We start from the raw sequence: 15,258 nt of genomic DNA, 5'->3' as shown, positions 1-15,258 counted from the left end.
ATGGATACGGATCTGATCATTGTGGTGGGCATCCTGGCAATCTTGCTGGCGGTGCCCGCCTTGCTGTCATCCTGGGTAGACGGCACAGTGCCCCGCGCCGCCTCAATTCTGGTGTTGATCGGCGGGGTTTTGATCGTGGTGGCGCTGACCCAGCATGGTCGCGCCTACACCTTCGCCGAAATGCCTGACGTGATCATGCGGGTTGTCGCCCGTTTTACCAAGTAGCGGGCTGGCCAGACAATTCGGCTTTGCCCCTTGCGTCCCGGCGGCCCTGCCCCTATACGCCACCGTCTGAATACCCCGCACGGCCGGCCCACGTGGCATGCCGAGTCGTGCCTGCAACCACGGAGATGGAAATGCCCAAGATGAAGACCAAATCGGCGGCCAAGAAGCGCTTTCGCTTCACCGCCAACGGCCACGTGATCGCAGGCCCCGCAGGCAAGCGTCACGGCATGATCAAGCGCACGGCGAAGTTCGTGCGTGACTCGGCTGGGACGATGATCCTGTCCGCGTCTGACGAGAAGATCGTCAAGAAATACATGCCGTACAACCGCTAAGGAGAGCCAGATATGTCCCGCGTCAAATCCGGCGTTGTCACCCACGCCCGCCACCGCAAGGTGATCGCCAAGGCGGCTGGCTACTATGCCGCCCGCTCGACCAACTTCAAGACCGCCACGCAGGCCGTCGACAAGGCACAGCAATACGCCACGCGCGACCGTAAGGCCCGCAAGCGTCAGTTCCGCGTCTTGTGGATCGCCCGTATCAACGCCGCCGTCCGTCTGTTCGACCCGGCCTTCACCTATTCGCGCCTGATCGACGGCCTGAACAAGGCTGGCATCGTGGTCGACCGCAAGGTTCTGGCTGACCTTGCCGTGCATGAGCCCGAGGCGTTCAACGCCATCGCGGCACAAGCCAAGGCCGCTCTGCCCGCCGCGGCCTGAGCTGACCTTCAGACCTGACATCAGAAACCCCGCCAGTGGCGGGGTTTTTTGTTATGCATTGGTCGGCGAATGGCTGGCGTCAGTTGAAGGCCCGCAGGGCCGCTGCGCGATGACGGGCGGCGATGCGGAACGCCACCATCGACAGCCCGCCCACCCCCGCGGTCACCACAGCCGCCGACAGGGCCGGATCTGGACCGAGCCCCACCAAGGTCGTACACAAGGCCGCCACCATCATCTGCACGAACCCATAAACGCCCGAGGCGGCTCCGGCGAACTCTGGCAAGATGCCCATGGCTTCCGAGGTGGCAATCGGGCTGGTCACTCCGGTTGCCATGCAGAACACGAAGACCGGCGCCATGAAGATGGGGGCCGACAAGGGCATGACCTGCGGCACGACAAGCACCACGGCCAGCAGCGCCAGCCCTGCCCCCAGCGTCATCCAGTTCGCCACCCGCAACAAAAGCTTCAGCGGCACCTTGCCCGCTGTCAGCCTTATGACAAAGTTGCCCAAGGCCACGCCAAGCACGGCCATCGCCAGCCATGGCCCAACCTCGTGCGCGGGGCGGTGCAGATCGACCTCGAAGATGAAGGGCGCCGCTGTGATCACGCCGTACATCGAGGTCGTGGCGCAGGCGCCGCCCAGCACCAGCCACCGGAAATCGGGCCGCTTGGCAAGGGCTTTGGTTCCGGCGGTGAACTTGGCCTTTGCTGCCGCCGCGGGCCGGGTTTCCGGGATCAGCAGCAAGACGCTGGCCAAATTGGCCACGCCAATCGCCAACAGCAGCAGGAAGATCGCCCGCCAGCCCATATATTGCACCACCAGCCCGCCAAACAGCGGCGCCAGCGACGGTCCCAGCACCATGACCATCGTCAGCACTGCCAGACGGCTGGCAATCTCGGATGGGTGCGAGGTGTCGCGCAGGATCGCCCGGCCCAGCACCAGCCCGGCACAGCCGCCGAAAGCCTGAAACAGCCGCGCGGCGATCAACAGATCAAGGTTTGGCGCCAGATAACAGGCGATCCCGGCCAGCACATACAGGCTCAAGGCCGCCATCAGCACCGGTCGCCGCCCGAAATGGTCGCTCAACGGGCCGTAGAGCAACTGCCCCACCGCCATGCCAAGGATATAGACGCTGATCGTCATCTCCATCCGCGGGATCGAGGCGCCAAAGTCCTTGGCCGCCCCCGGCAAGGCCGGCACAAAGATATGCATGGCCAAGGAACCGGTCAGCGTCAAAGCCCCCAGAACCCAGATCGGCACATGGGCCAGCGGCTTGTCCGACGGGGAAACTGGGGCCTCAGCCGCAACTCTGTCAAAAGCCGTCATGCCGGCGTCTCCTCTGCCGCATCGGGCATGTGGGACAGGATCTGATGCAGAACCCGCTCCGTTGTGATCAGGTCCACCGGATCAATGCCCGACAGCACCTTGGCCCGCACCTCGCGCGCCGCCAATTCTGCAGCCGTCACCACAGGGGCGGCGGCCTGTGTCAGAACGATCCTGCGGGCGCGGCGGTCCTGCGGATCATCTTCGCGTACAACCAGCCCCTGCACCGACAGCGTGTCGATCAGGCGCACCACCGTGGACCGGTCAAGCCCCAGATAATCCGCCAGATCGCCCTGTCGCACCGGGCCCACCCGATTGAGGTACAAAAGCGGCAGCCACGTCGCCTCGGTCAGACCCACGGGCACAAGGCTCAGGTCCAGGGCACGCCGCCAATGGCGCGCGACCTGCTGGATCAGGCGTCCGACCCGTTCCCGCGCGGCTTCAGGTGTCATGGGGCCCTCGATTGGTTGCATTGCAACAATTGATATGTCACCGACATACGACCCTATAAGCTTTGGTCAAGGCGCCAGCTTTGCCGATTGCGCCGTAGCGCCACGGCGCGACCGCAAATGGAGTGCGCCCTCCCGACCAAGGCCAGTGCCTTACCCCGGTTTTGCCCGACCTTGGTCCGTCGCCAGAGGCCCTGATTCTGCTAAAGTTGCCCTCAGTTCAGGATCACACAGGTGCGAGATGACGCTTTTTGCAGGGCAGGTTCTTCGTGTGGTTCGCGCCACGGGCGAGGTTTCGACGACCTATCTGACCGTGGATGACAGCAACTCGACCGGCTCATCCGGGGATATCGGCACCGTTTGGTCGACCTGCGGCACCAAATTGGCCGGCCCTCCGGCGCTGGACATGCAACTGCTGACGGGCACATTGCTGGACGGATCAGCCTACAGCATCAAGGCGGTGCATTTCTTTGCCAACGGGCGGGATTTCTACATGATGCCGTCGGACCACGCTCCCGAGGCGATTGCCACCGTGGCGACTTCCGTCAGCGCAGGCGATGCCAACCCGTTCTCGTACCTCGATCGCACCATGTCGCCCGATGACGAAGCGCTGCAGTCGGGTCAGGCGCTGACGGTGCGCTTTGATGCGCTGGGGCATGCGCTGTCCAAAGCCACCGGGCAGGTCGTCGTCTCGGACGACGACGGGCTGATCCAGTTCGCGTCTGAAACCGGGCGCGGGGCAGAAGTGTTGCTAGGCCCCGGCCATGGCACCCACGCCTTCAACACCACCGGCGCGGGCCAGATGGCTCTGGTCGACGTCAGCTATCACGCCGCAGCCGGTGACGGCAGTTTCGAGGCGCTGCGCTACAGCCTGCCCGCCGCGGGCGGCAGCAGCCTTGTCTATTACATCCCCCTGGCCGGCAGCGTCGCCTTGGGCAAAGTGATCAGCTATCTGGGCGAGACGACCTTGGCTGGCAGCGCCGAGGGCATGCATTATTCCGACTTCGGCCTTGGAACCCAACTGTACACCCACGCCGGCACAGCGGGCGCCGATTTCCTGCAAGGGTCGATCCTGCCGGACTATCTGAAGGGCGGCGATGGCAACGATTCGCTGGTGGGTGGCATGGGGGCGGACAAGCTTTCGGGCGGCAACGGCAATGACGTCGAGCAGGGCGGCATGCAGAACGACACCCTGCTGGGCGGCGATGGCAATGACTTCCTGCAAGGCGGCAACGATGCCGACTATCTGCAGGGTGATGCGGGCAATGATCGGCTCTTGGGCAACTGGGGCAGCGACACGATCTATGGCGGCCTGGGCAACGACAATATCAACGCCGGGTCCGACAATGACACGGTGTTCGGCGACGGCGGCAGTGACACCATCAACGGCTTTGACGGCGATGACGAATTGCATGACGGCACCGGGCAGGATGTGCTGACCGGCGGTCTGGGCGCGGATCATTTCGTGCTGGAAAGCGATGGGGTCAAGGACCGCATCACCGACTATCAGGATGGCATCGACAAGATTTCGCTGGGTGTTGCCTTTGCGGATCTGATCATCACCACCTTGCAGACCGGACGGGTGCAGATCGAATATGGCACCGACCTGCTTTGGGTGTCGGACACCGCCCGCCATCTGACCGCCGCCGACCTGACCGCTGCCGATTTCATCTAGGCCCGCCGCGTTCCAGAGGGCCTCACCACTTGCATCCAGCCCCCCATCCGGCTAGCACCTTGGCCACTCTCAAGGAGACTGCCATGGACGGGCTCGACGCACTCAAAGCCAAATTTCTGACCGCCGTGGCGGCTGCATCGGACGAATCCGCGCTGGAAGAGGTGCGGTTGTCCGCCCTTGGCAAGAAGGGCGAGATTTCGGCCCTGATGGCGGGTTTGGGCAAGATGGCGCCCGAGGACCGCAAGGCCGCCGGGGCCAACCTCAACGTCCTGAAGGACGAGATTGACGCCGCGCTGCGCGCCAAGAAGGCCGGGCTGGCGGATGCCGCGCTGGACGAGCGTCTGCGCAGCGAATGGCTGGATGTGACCCTGCCGGGCCGGCCGCGCCCGCGGGGCACGATCCATCCCGTGTCTCAGGTCATGGAAGAACTGACCGCGATCTTCGGCGACATGGGATTTGCCGTGGCCGAAGGCCCGCAAGTCGAAAGCGACTGGTACAATTTCGACGCCTTGAACATCCCGCCGGAACACCCCGCCCGGCAAGAGCACGACACCTTCTTCATGGCCCGCGCGGCGGATGATCCACGCCCGCCGCATGTGCTGCGCACCCATACCTCTCCGGTGCAAATCCGCGCCATGGCTGCCCAAGGCGCGCCGATCCGCGTGATCGCGCCCGGCCGCGTCTACCGGATGGACATGGACCAGACCCACGCGCCCATGTTCCATCAGGTCGAGGGTCTGGCGATTGACCGCAACATCTCGATGGCCAATCTGAAATGGACGCTGGAAGAATTCTGCCGCGCCTTCTTCGAGGTGCCTTCGGTCGAATTGCGCTTCCGTGCCAGCCACTTCCCCTTCACCGAGCCCTCGGCGGAAGTCGATATCCGCTGCTCGTGGGAGGGTGGCCAACTGAAGATCGGTCAGGGCGACAGCTGGCTGGAAATCCTCGGCTCGGGCATGGTGCATCCCAAGGTTCTGTCGGCGGCCGGAGTGGACCCGACCCAGTGGCAGGGCTTTGCTTTCGGCATGGGCATCGACCGCATCGCCATGCTGAAATACGGCATCCCCGACCTGCGCGCCTTCTTCGAAAGCGACCTGCGCTGGCTGCGCCACTATGGCTTTGCCGCACTTGACCAGCCCGATCTGCCGGGCGGGCTGAGCCGATGAACGATGTCACCTATGTTGTGACAGACGTCGAATGTGACGGCCCGAACCCGACCCGCAACTCGATGCTGGCCTTCGCCTCGGTCGCGGTTTCAGCGCAGGGCGAGATCCTCAGCGAGTTTGAAGCCGTGCTGGAGCCGCGCCCGGACCGGATTGCGGACCCCGGCACGATGGACTGGTGGCGCAGCCAGCCCGAGGTCTGGGCCTCGGCCACCACAAACCCCGAACCGCCCGCCGTGGTGATGGAGCGGTTTGCGCAATGGGTGGAAGGTCTGCCCGGTTTGCGGGTCTTCACCGCCCGCCCGTTGATCTTTGACGGTCCGTGGATTGACCACTACCTTGACCGCTATGTCAGTTCGCGCGCCAATGTTGGCATCCGTCTGCAGCGCAAGGTTTTCAATGGCTTCGCCGCCCTTGACCTTGACAGCCTGATTGCCGGCCTGATGAGCCAGCCACAGCGCGTGGCCTACAAGCCCGATGTTCCCCCGGCCTGGTCGGGCGTTCATGAACACACGCACCGCGCCATTGACGACGCGCGTGGCTATGCCAGCATTCTGCAGAACCTGCTGGCCCTGGCCCGATCGCGCGGCTGAACCTAACCGCGCCACAGCGGCAAGACGGCCAGAAAGATCAGGACTGTCACGGCCATCAGCAGACACAGCTGACCGTGGGCAATGGGCTTGCGGCCTTTGGGGATGTCCAGCATGGGGTCCATGCGCCTGCTCTACCCTATCCCGCCGAGGAAAGTGTGAATTTGCCCGGCGAATTCACGGGACAATCCGTTTCCACCCCGGCAACCCGCGATTTCCGGCCTTGCCCATGCTTTTCCTTTCCCGCGCTTTGCGCTAAGCCCCGCAAGCTGAAACCCTGACCCGCCCCAACCCCAAGCTCACGAAGGCCCGCGATGAAATTCACGCTCTCCTGGCTCAAGGACCATCTCGACACCACGGCTTCGGTGGATGAGATCACCGAGGCGCTGACCGATCTGGGTCTGGAAGTGGAAGAGGTGGTCAACCCCGCCGCGCGTCTGGCGCCGTTCACGCTGGCCAAGGTGCTGCAGGCCGAAAAGCACCCCGATGCCGACAAGCTGCGCGTCTGCCGCGTGCTGACGGATGAGGGTGAAAAGCAGATCGTCTGCGGTGCGCCCAATGCCCGCGAAGGCATCACGGTGGTTCTGTGCAAGCCCGGCGATTATGTGCCCGGGATTGACGTGACCCTTGGCGTCGGCAAGATCCGCGGCATCGAGAGCCACGGCATGATGGCGTCCGAGCGCGAGCTGGAACTGTCTGACGAACACAATGGAATCATAGAGTTGCCCTCGGGTGAGGTGGGTCAGAAGTTCGTCGATTGGCTGGCCGTGAACCGCCCCGGCACCGTCGATCCGATGATTGAAATCAAGATCACCCCGAACCGTCCTGACGCTTTGGGCGTGCGCGGCATTGCCCGCGACCTTGCCGCGCGCGGGCTTGGCGTGTTGAAACCTTTGGCGGTGGTGCCGGTGCAGGGCACTTTCCCCTCGCCCATTGGCGTGAAGATCGACGCCACGCTGAAGGCCAGGGGCTGCCCGCATTTCGCCGGGCGGACCATTCGGGGCGTGAAAAATGGCGCCTCGCCGGAGTGGATGCAGCAGCGGTTGAAGGCGATCGGGCTGCGACCGATTTCGGCGCTGGTCGATGTGACCAACTACTTCACCTATGGACTGAACCGGCCTTTGCATGTGTTCGATGCGGCCAAGGTGAAGGGCGATTTGCGGATCCATCCTGCGGTTGGCGGCGAGGACTTCTTGGCGCTGGACGGCAAGACCTATGCCCTGCGGGCGGGCATGATGGCGATTTCGGATGACGCCGGAGTGGAGTCTCTGGCGGGCATCATGGGCGGCGAAGTGTCTGGATGTGTTGAAGAAACGGTCGATGTCTTCCTGGAAAGTGCCTTCTGGGATCCGATCACGGTGGCCTCGACCGGGCGAGCGTTGAAGATCAACTCTGACGCGCGGTACCGGTTCGAGCGGGGGGTTGATCCGGCCTTCACGCTGGACGGGCTGGAACTGGCGACGCAGATGATTTTGGACCTGTGCGGGGGCGAGGCCTCGGACGTGGTGCAGGATGGCGCGCCGTTGGACGTCAGCCGCGCCTACAAGCTGGACCCGGCGCGGTTGATTTCGTTGGTGGGCATGGAAATTCCTGAGGCAACTCAACGTGCTACGTTGGAGGCCTTGGGCTTTGTGCTGAACGGCGACATGGCGACGCCGCCGACATGGCGGCCCGATGTGCTGGGCGAGGCCGATCTGGTCGAGGAGGTGGCGCGGATCGCGAGTCTGACCAAGTTGCAGGGCATCCCCCTGCCCCGCGTCAACACCGGCGTGCCACGGCCCATCCTTACCGCATTGCAAATCAAGGAAAAATCGGCGCGGCGGACCATGGCGGCGCTGGGGTATAATGAATGCGTGACCTACAGCTTCATTGATGCCGAAGCCGCTGGCCTGTTTGGCGGTGGCACCGATGCGGTGCGGATCGAGAACCCGATTTCCTCGGAAATGACCCATCTGCGGCCTGACCTGCTGCCCGGTCTTTTGCGCGCTGCGGCGCGCAATCAGGCGCGGGGCTTTGCCGATCTGGCGCTGTTCGAGGTGGGTCCGGCCTTCCAGGGCGGGGAACCCGGAGAGCAGGCTTTGATGGCGACGGGGCTATTGGTGGGGGCTTCGGCGGGGCGTGACCCCTATGGGTCGCGTCGTCCGGTCGATGTGTTTGACGCCAAGGCGGATGCCGAGGCGGTTCTGGCGGCTTTGGGCGCCCCCGCCCGCGTGCAGGTCAGCCGCAAGGTGGCGGGCTGGTGGCATCCGGGGCGGTCTGGCGCGATTGGGCTGGGGCCGAATGTGATGGCGACGTTTGGCGAGGTGCATCCGAAGGTTCTGGCGGCGATGGGCGTCAAGGGGCCGGCCGTGGCGTTCACCGTCTCGGTCGCTTCGGTGCCGGAGCCGAAGACCAAAACGCCGACGCGGCCTGCGCTGGTCCTGTCGGATCTGCAGGCGGTGGAGCGCGATTTCGCCTTTGTGGTGGATGGCAAGGTCGAGGCCTTGACGGCGGTCAATGCAGCACTTGGGGCGGATAAGGTCTTGATCGAAAACGTGAAAGTCTTCGACCAATTCACCGGCGAGAAGGCTGAGGCGCAGATGGGGGCGGGCAAGAAGAGCATCGCCTTGACCGTGCGCCTGCAGCCGAAGGACAAGACTTTGACCGATGCGGATATTGAAGCCGTCTCGGCCAAGATCGTGGAAAAGGTCAGCAAGGCGACGGGCGGCACCTTGCGCCGCTGAGGACAAAGCGGCGCCCCGGCCTTGCGCCCGGCCCGGGCGCCGGACCCGCGCCGCCTGCAGCCGGTCTTTTGGCACAACGGCGGGGGCGCTGCCCCCGTGCCCCCGGAGTATTTCCAAAGGAGCAATGGGGCAAGGTTAATGGCGCGGTAGGGATTGCGGTCCGGGCCGGCGGATCGGGGCGGCGAATCGGGGCGGAATTTCGGGGTTAATGCGGGAAAACAGCGGGGTGGGGCCGGCGGGTTTCCGTATTTTGTCCGTCGGTTTTGCGACAGGTTTCTGTAGCTACAGACCGTCCCGCGAGGTCTGGTTAACGCAACGCGCGGCGGCAAGCGTTAACAGGCGCGGGCCTGCAGGTCGGGGCTGCAGGTCGGGTCAGGATTTGCGGCGCCAGAGGCGGGAGAACCAGCCCTTGGTGCGGTCACCGGCCTCTTGCACCTCGGCCACGGCGGGGTCGACCATACGGTCCCAGAACTGCAGCCACATGCGGCGGATCATGAAGGCGCCCAAGGCCAGCAGGGCGAGGATCACCACGTTCAGCCAGGGGAAATAGGTGTAGTCGGGGCCGGAGACTTCGGTGATGCGCAGCGCGTTGGGGTAGATCGACAGCATCGGGAAGCGCCAGCCGTAATGCGTCACCATCACCCATTTCGGCACGGCATCGGAGGATTTCAGATTGGAGGCGACGGCCTGCAGGTTGGAGCTGTCATATTTGAAATAGGGCGGCCAGATCCAGCCGGTGTCCTCGTTGCGATAGACCATCACGGAGCCATCGGCATAGGCCGCCGAGATGAAGCGGATGTCGCGGCTGTCCTTGCCCTCGGCGGTGCCGGTGTCGGGCGAGGCGTAGAAGTATTTGTTGGCCCAGCTGACCGTTGTCAGCCGGTTGTAGACTTCGGTGATGCGCACCACGTCGTGGTGGGGCAGCGTGTAGTTCAGGAAGCCTGCCAGCAAGAGCGCCAGCACACCCCAGATCGCCCATTTCAGCTTGCGCATCGCAGTCTCCTCAGGTGTGGTTCACGACATAGGCGATGATCACGATCAGCACCACCGGGATCACATAGACCAGAGCGATCAGCCGGCGCCGCAACCCGTGTTCATACTGCGCCATGCCTTTGGCAATAAAATCCTCACGCGGGCCGGCGATGCCGCCGGCATCAAATTCGTTTTCCAGCGCCTCGCGGCGGACCGAGCGGGCATAGGCCGAAACGATCCAGTAGAGGGCGCTTAGCCCGACGATCCCGCCGATGATCAGGTCCAGCATGACGGCCCCCTTGCCCCTGTCAGGTAAACATGCACCCGGGCGGGTTCAAGCAGCACCCGGGTCAGACGGCAATGTTGTCGATCAGCCGCACCCCACCGGCCCAGGCCGCCACCAGCAGGCGCAGCGGGCGCAGCGGGCGCGCGAGGTCGGTGGCGGGGGCGAGGGTTTCGGCGTCGCAGAGCGCAAGGTATTCGACCGTCTCGAAGCCTGCGGCGAGGAGGTCTGCCGTGGCGCGCTGCAGGGCGGGCGCGGGCGCTGTGCCCTGGCGCAGCGCCGCTGCCGCCGTCTGCAGGGCGGCATGGAGGGCTGTGGCGGTGTGGCGGGCCTGGGGCGAGAGGCGCTGGTTGCGCGAGGACATGGCCAGACCGTCGGCCTCGCGCAGGGTTTCGCAGCCGATCACCTCGACCGGCAGGTTCAGGTCGGCCACGAGGCGGCGCACGACCTGCAGTTGCTGCCAGTCTTTCTGGCCGAAATAGGCCCGGTCGGCCAGGGTCATGCCGAAGAGCTTGGTGACCACGGTGGCCACGCCGTCAAAGTGGCCGGGGCGCAGGGCGCCTTCCAGCGGGGCTGCGACGCCCAAGACCGAGACCGTGGTGGCAAAGCCAGCCGGGTAGACCTGATCGGGCGTGGGGGCGAAGATGGCGTCAACCTGAAGCGGGGCCAGAAGGGCGGCATCGGCGGCCTCGGTCCGGGGGTATTTGGCAAGGTCGCTGGCGTTGTTGAACTGCTTGGGGTTCACGAAGATGGTGACGATCACCCGGTCACATCCGGCCTTGGCGGCGCGGACGAGGCTGAGGTGGCCGTCATGCAGGGCGCCCATCGTGGGCACGACGCCGATGGTCTGGCCCTGCGCCTTCCAGCCCCGCACAAGAGCACGCAGGTCGGCCACGGTGCGCAGAAGGGGGATCACGATGCTTTGCCCGGCAGGACATCGGCAAAGCCATGCTCTGGCCCCGGAAAGCGGCGGGCGCGGACGTCGGCGGCATAGGCGGCGATGGCGTCTTCGGCCAGTTGGCCGAGGTTGGCGTAGCGCTTGACGAACTTCGGGCGGAATTCGGTGAAGGTGCCCAGCATGTCATCGACGACCAGCACCTGCCCGTCGCACTGCGCGCCGGCGCCGATGCCGATGGTGGGGATGGTCAGGGTCTGGGTGATGCGGGCGGCAAGACCAACCGGAACCTTTTCCAGCACGACGGCGAAGGCGCCTGCCGCGGCGATGGCGCGGGCGTCGGTCATGACACGCTCGGCCTCGGCATCGCGACCGACCACCTTGTAGCCGCCCAGAGTGTTCACCGCCTGCGGGGTCAGGCCGATATGGGCCATCACCGGCACACCCCGTTGGGTCAGAAATGCGATGGTTTCGGCCATGTGGCTGCCGCCCTCCAGCTTGACGGCGGATGCGCCGGTTTCCACCAGCAGGCGTGCGGCGTTGCGGAAGGCCTGGGCGGGGCTTTCCTCGTAGCTGCCGAAGGGCATGTCGATCACGGCCATGGCTTTGGACAGGCCGCGGACCACGGCGCGGCCGTGCAGGATCATCATCTCCATCGTGACGCCGAGGGTCGAGGGCAGGCCGTGCAGCACCATGCCGACCGAATCACCGACCAAGGCCACGTCGCAATGGGCATCGACCAGCCGGGCCATCGGCGTGGTATAGGCGGTCAGCACCACCAACGGAGACTGGCCTTTGCGCGCGCGGATGTCCGGCGGCAGGACGGATCGCTTCTCGCTGGGGCCAGTGGAGGGAACAGCACTCATCTTTCAGGCTCCGCAAGCTTTGATTGCTGACAATATGGGCACGGTTTGCCTGCCACCGCAAGAATCTTGCGCCGCATTGCAGCGGCAGCCGGACTTGACCTTGGTGCAACGCTTTGGCGTTCGGCGGGAAGATCTGGCGTTCGGGGGGAAAAGGAGTTGCCATGTCCCATCTTCTGCCCCTGAGCCGCGACGGCGTAGCCCCCGAGGTGTCACGACCTGCGCCCGAAAAGCGTGTCGCCGGGGACCCGGTTCACACCACATGGAACGTTGAGGAGCGTGGCAACCTGTATGCTGGCCTGTGGCATTCGACGCCGGGGGAATGGCGGGTGCAGTACAGCGAGTGGGAATATGTCCACATTCTGGAAGGCGTCTCGGTTCTGACCGATGAGAGCGGTTTGGAGACGGTGCTGCGGGCCGGGGACAGTTTCGTGATCCGCCCGGGCTTTCGCGGCACCTGGCGGGTCGTGCAGGCCACGCTGAAGGACTATGTCATCCTGACCTGAGGCCAGCAGCGGGCCCGTGCGGGCCCCCTGCAGCCTTGGGGGTGTCGGGTCAGTTGCCGCTGCCACCGGCGGCTTCGGCCTGCTTCTTGGCGGCTTCGTCCGCCGCACGGGCCTCGGCGTCATAGGCGGCGAGGGTGGGGTTTGCGGCCTCGGCGGCGGCGAGGGCTGCGGCGTCCTTGATCTTCTTGGCCTCGTTCTCGGGGGTATCGGGGACGGCGCGGCCGAAGGCGTCTTCCATGTAGGGCCCTTCGAGGGCGATGCTTTCGTCCAGCGTGCGCACCTTCACGACGGTGCCCAGCTTCACACGGTCATAGAGTTCGATCGCATCTTGATTGAACAGCCGGATGCAGCCGGCCGAGGTGGCGTGACCGATCGAGTTGTTGTCGACCGTGCCGTGGATGCGGAAGTGGCTGTCGGCACCGCCGCGATAGAGATACATGGCGCGGGCGCCCAGCGGATTGTCGAGGCCGCCCTTCATGCCGCCGGCGTATTGCGCGTAAAGGTCCGGCCGGGTGCGCACCATGTTGGCGGTGGGTTGCCAGTTCGGCCACTTCTCCATCCGGCCAATCACGCCGGTGCCGCGGAAGGACAGGCCCTCGCGGCCGACGGCGATGCCGTAGCGGGTGGCCATGCCGCCCTCTTCGACGAAGTAGAGTTTGCGGGCGAAGGTGTCGACCACGATGGTGCCGGGCTTGTCCTTGCCGGCATAGGGCACCTCGGCCTTCTCATAGCCGTCGGTCATCAGACGCGGGTCAACCGCGGCAATCTGGAAGCCGCCATCCTCCATCGCTTCATATCCGGGCAGCGGCGGCGGCGGGGCGGCCACCTGCTGGGATTTCGGGCTGGCGCAGGCGGCCAGCATCGAAAGCAGGGCCACAGCGGCGAATTTGGACAGAACTCTGATCACTGGCGCGTCTTCCGAGAGAGAAATACCTCTTGTGGGAACAAACGCCTATCATGGGGCCTGTCAAGCCCTTGCGCATCTGGCGTTAACTTTCGCTGCGCAAGTGTATCAGAGCAGTGGCCGTGCCGCGCTGATCAGCATGATCGGAATGCCGTCACGGATCGGAAAGGCGAGCTGCCCCTGATCGGAGATCAGCTCTTGCTTTTCGGCGTCGTAGCGCAGGGCCCCTTCGGTGCGCGGGCAGACCAGAGCCTCCAGCATGCGGCGGTCACAATGCGCGGGGGGGCTGTCGGTCACTGCCGGACCTCGTCCGTCGTGCCGCCGGTCTGCATGGCGAAGGCGATCAGGGTTTCCATCACGCGGCGCCGGTCGCCCAGACTGTGCGCCTCGAGCAGGGCCTGCTTTTCCTCGGGGGCGAAGGGGCAAAGCATGGCCAGCGCGTTGACCAGCAGTTCATCCTCGGCCTCTTTCAGGGTGGCCCAGTCCACGCCCAGACTGCGGGCCTTGAAATAGCGCGAGAGCTTGTCAAGGAAGGCCTGACGGGGGAAATCTTCCTCGACCTCTTCGCCGCGCAGGTCGTCGGCGAAGGGCAACCAATCCGCCCGGCAGCGGCGGTAGGGGGCAAATCCGGTGACCTCTTCCACGACGCGAAACCGGCTGACGCCGGTCAGGGTGATCATGTAGCGGCCATCTTCGGTTTCCGAAAACGACGTGACGCGCCCGGCGCAGCCCACGGCAGAGAGGGCGGGCACCGGACCGGTGCCGCTGCGCGGCTGGATCATGCCGATCATGCGACGGTCGGACTTCAGGCAGTCGTCGATCATCGCCAGATAGCGCGGTTCAAAGATGTGCAGCGGCAGCCGCGCCCGGGGCAGCAAGATGGCTCCGGGCAGCGGGAAGACCGCGATGGTTTCGGGCAGGTCTGCAAGATTTATCATGGCAGACAACCTAGCGTGCAAATGCCCAAGGACAAATAGGCCGCGTGCGGGTCAGGCAAAGATCATCGACGACAAGCGGCGACGGCCTTTCAGGGCGATCGGGTCCTGTGGCTTCAAGGCGCCGAAGATGGTGAAGAGTTGCGCCTTGGCGGCCCCTTCGTTCCACTCGCGGTCGAGCTTGAAGAGGTCCAGCAGGGTATCGACAGCCTCTTCGACCTTGCCGGAGGCGTGCAGCGCGGTGGCAAGATCGAACATGACCTGACGGTTGGTCGGGTCCTTGGCCAAGGCGGCGCGCAGGTCATTTTCCGGGCCGGCCTTGGCGGCTTGGCGGGCCAGTTCGATCTGCGCCTTGACGGCTGCCATCTCGGGCGAGGCGGCGATCTTGGCGGGGGCGGAATCGACCAGAGCCTGCGCCTTGTCCAGATCGTCAATCGCCAGATAGGCGCGGATCAGGCCGGTGTAGGCCAAGGCATTCTCGGGCTCTTCCTCCAGCACGGCGGCGAAGGTTTCGGCGGCATCGGCGGCAGCGCCCTCGGCCAGCATCTGCTCGGCGGCGTCCAGAGCATCGGCCAGACCGCCATCGACGCCGGGGCCCATGGCCGAGAGGGTGTCGACGAACTTCTTGATCTCGGACCCCGGGATGGCGCCCTGAAAGCCGTCAACCGGCTGGCCCTGCCAGAAGGCATAGACCGTGGGGATCGACTGGATCCGCAGCTGGCCGGCCAGAGCCTGCGCCTTGTCAACGTCGATCTTGACCATCTTGACGGCCCCTTTGGCCTCCGTCACGGCCGCTTCGAGCAGGGGGCCAAGGGTCTTGCACGGGCCGCACCACGGGGCCCAGAAATCGGCGATGACCGGAACAGTCTTGCTCTGCTCGATCACGTCTTTCATGAAGCTGGCTTCGGTGCCCTCTTTGATATGTTCAGAAGAGGGGGCGGGTTTTGTGGTTTGGGCAGTTCCGAACATGACATCCTCATTCGGCATAAACTTTTCCCATATATGCGCGTGGGTAGCGGAAACTCCAAGAGGGGT

General features: G+C 64.9%; 18 protein-coding genes. 8 read left to right on the top strand and 10 right to left on the bottom strand.

What is annotated here, in order from left to right:
* The 3 genes from AC1Y2B_RS11235 (at position 1) to rplT (ending at position 941) form a co-directional block, all read left to right on the top strand.
* Positions 1 to 225: a hypothetical protein gene (locus AC1Y2B_RS11235; RefSeq protein WP_482253178.1), complete on the top strand. Its 225-nt coding sequence runs from the start codon at positions 1 to 3 to the stop codon at positions 223 to 225.
* Between the two features lie 131 nt (positions 226 to 356).
* Positions 357 to 557, top strand: a complete 201-nt coding sequence (gene rpmI / locus AC1Y2B_RS11230) for a 50S ribosomal protein L35 (RefSeq protein WP_482253177.1) — start codon at positions 357 to 359, stop codon at positions 555 to 557.
* 12 nt (positions 558 to 569) lie between these two features.
* Complete coding sequence (gene rplT, locus AC1Y2B_RS11225) at positions 570 to 941, top strand: 50S ribosomal protein L20 (protein WP_482253176.1); 372 nt, start codon at positions 570 to 572, stop codon at positions 939 to 941.
* 79 nt (positions 942 to 1,020) lie between these two features.
* Here the strand turns inward: rplT and AC1Y2B_RS11220 are convergent, their stop codons facing one another.
* Both AC1Y2B_RS11220 and AC1Y2B_RS11215 read right to left on the bottom strand, forming a co-directional pair.
* Positions 1,021 to 2,268 carry a multidrug effflux MFS transporter gene (locus AC1Y2B_RS11220; protein WP_482253175.1) on the bottom strand — a complete coding sequence of 416 codons (1,248 nt, stop codon included), beginning with the start codon at positions 2,266 to 2,268 and terminating at the stop codon, positions 1,021 to 1,023.
* Entirely contained in the window at positions 2,265 to 2,717 is a 453-nt protein-coding gene (locus AC1Y2B_RS11215; RefSeq protein WP_482253174.1) for a MarR family winged helix-turn-helix transcriptional regulator, read from the bottom strand. Before AC1Y2B_RS11215 ends, AC1Y2B_RS11220 begins: the two co-directional genes overlap by 4 nt.
* 238 nt (positions 2,718 to 2,955) lie before the next feature.
* Here AC1Y2B_RS11215 and AC1Y2B_RS11210 point away from each other — a divergent pair, with 238 nt between their 5' ends.
* From AC1Y2B_RS11210 to pheT, 4 genes are all read left to right on the top strand, one after another.
* Positions 2,956 to 4,389: a calcium-binding protein gene (locus tag AC1Y2B_RS11210; RefSeq protein ID WP_482253173.1), complete on the top strand. Its 1,434-nt coding sequence runs from the start codon at positions 2,956 to 2,958 to the stop codon at positions 4,387 to 4,389.
* A gap of 83 nt (positions 4,390 to 4,472) precedes the next feature.
* Positions 4,473 to 5,555, top strand: coding sequence for a phenylalanine--tRNA ligase subunit alpha (pheS, locus tag AC1Y2B_RS11205; protein ID WP_482253172.1), 1,083 nt, complete (start codon positions 4,473 to 4,475; stop codon positions 5,553 to 5,555).
* Positions 5,552 to 6,145: a 3'-5' exoribonuclease domain-containing protein gene (locus AC1Y2B_RS11200; RefSeq protein ID WP_482253171.1), complete on the top strand. Its 594-nt coding sequence runs from the start codon at positions 5,552 to 5,554 to the stop codon at positions 6,143 to 6,145. Before pheS ends, AC1Y2B_RS11200 begins: the two co-directional genes overlap by 4 nt.
* A 311-nt stretch (positions 6,146 to 6,456) precedes the next feature.
* On the top strand, positions 6,457 to 8,865 hold the full coding sequence (pheT, locus tag AC1Y2B_RS11195; protein WP_482253170.1) for a phenylalanine--tRNA ligase subunit beta: 2,409 nt from the start codon (positions 6,457 to 6,459) through the stop codon (positions 8,863 to 8,865).
* Between the two features lie 372 nt (positions 8,866 to 9,237).
* Here the strand turns inward: pheT and AC1Y2B_RS11190 are convergent, their stop codons facing one another.
* The 4 genes from AC1Y2B_RS11190 to panB all read right to left on the bottom strand — a co-directional run bounded on the left by AC1Y2B_RS11190 (position 9,238) and on the right by panB (position 11,881).
* The gene (locus AC1Y2B_RS11190; protein ID WP_482253169.1) at positions 9,238 to 9,858 is read right to left on the bottom strand and encodes a DUF1523 family protein; all 621 of its coding nucleotides are present in this window, start codon (positions 9,856 to 9,858) and stop codon (positions 9,238 to 9,240) included.
* 10 nt (positions 9,859 to 9,868) lie between these two features.
* Positions 9,869 to 10,126: a hypothetical protein gene (locus AC1Y2B_RS11185; RefSeq protein WP_482253168.1), complete on the bottom strand. Its 258-nt coding sequence runs from the start codon at positions 10,124 to 10,126 to the stop codon at positions 9,869 to 9,871.
* A 61-nt stretch (positions 10,127 to 10,187) separates the two neighbouring features.
* The gene (gene panC, locus AC1Y2B_RS11180; RefSeq protein ID WP_482253167.1) at positions 10,188 to 11,036 is read right to left on the bottom strand and encodes a pantoate--beta-alanine ligase; all 849 of its coding nucleotides are present in this window, start codon (positions 11,034 to 11,036) and stop codon (positions 10,188 to 10,190) included.
* Complete coding sequence (panB, locus tag AC1Y2B_RS11175; protein WP_482253166.1) at positions 11,033 to 11,881, bottom strand: 3-methyl-2-oxobutanoate hydroxymethyltransferase; 849 nt, start codon at positions 11,879 to 11,881, stop codon at positions 11,033 to 11,035. Before panB ends, panC begins: the two co-directional genes overlap by 4 nt.
* A 161-nt stretch (positions 11,882 to 12,042) precedes the next feature.
* Between panB and AC1Y2B_RS11170 the strand changes: the two genes are divergently transcribed.
* A complete protein-coding gene (locus AC1Y2B_RS11170; RefSeq protein WP_482253165.1) occupies positions 12,043 to 12,384 on the top strand; it encodes a cupin domain-containing protein in 342 nt (113 codons plus the stop codon).
* A 49-nt stretch (positions 12,385 to 12,433) separates the two neighbouring features.
* On the opposite strand, the gene AC1Y2B_RS11165 is transcribed toward AC1Y2B_RS11170, so the two are convergent.
* The 4 genes from AC1Y2B_RS11165 to AC1Y2B_RS11150 form a co-directional block, all read right to left on the bottom strand.
* Positions 12,434 to 13,246 carry a L,D-transpeptidase gene (locus tag AC1Y2B_RS11165; protein ID WP_482253223.1) on the bottom strand — a complete coding sequence of 271 codons (813 nt, stop codon included), beginning with the start codon at positions 13,244 to 13,246 and terminating at the stop codon, positions 12,434 to 12,436.
* Between the two features lie 150 nt (positions 13,247 to 13,396).
* Positions 13,397 to 13,549, bottom strand: a complete 153-nt coding sequence (locus AC1Y2B_RS11160; RefSeq protein ID WP_482253222.1) for a Trm112 family protein — start codon at positions 13,547 to 13,549, stop codon at positions 13,397 to 13,399.
* Between the two features lie 32 nt (positions 13,550 to 13,581).
* Entirely contained in the window at positions 13,582 to 14,226 is a 645-nt protein-coding gene (locus tag AC1Y2B_RS11155) for an LON peptidase substrate-binding domain-containing protein (protein WP_482253164.1), read from the bottom strand.
* Between the two features lie 51 nt (positions 14,227 to 14,277).
* Positions 14,278 to 15,192: a tetratricopeptide repeat protein gene (locus tag AC1Y2B_RS11150; RefSeq protein WP_482253163.1), complete on the bottom strand. Its 915-nt coding sequence runs from the start codon at positions 15,190 to 15,192 to the stop codon at positions 14,278 to 14,280.
* Between the last annotated feature and the right edge of the window lie 66 nt (positions 15,193 to 15,258).

This window comes from Stagnihabitans sp. (assembly GCF_964946895.1).
Note: the sequence above shows the minus strand (reverse complement) of the source record. Positions and strands in the feature narration are given on the sequence as shown.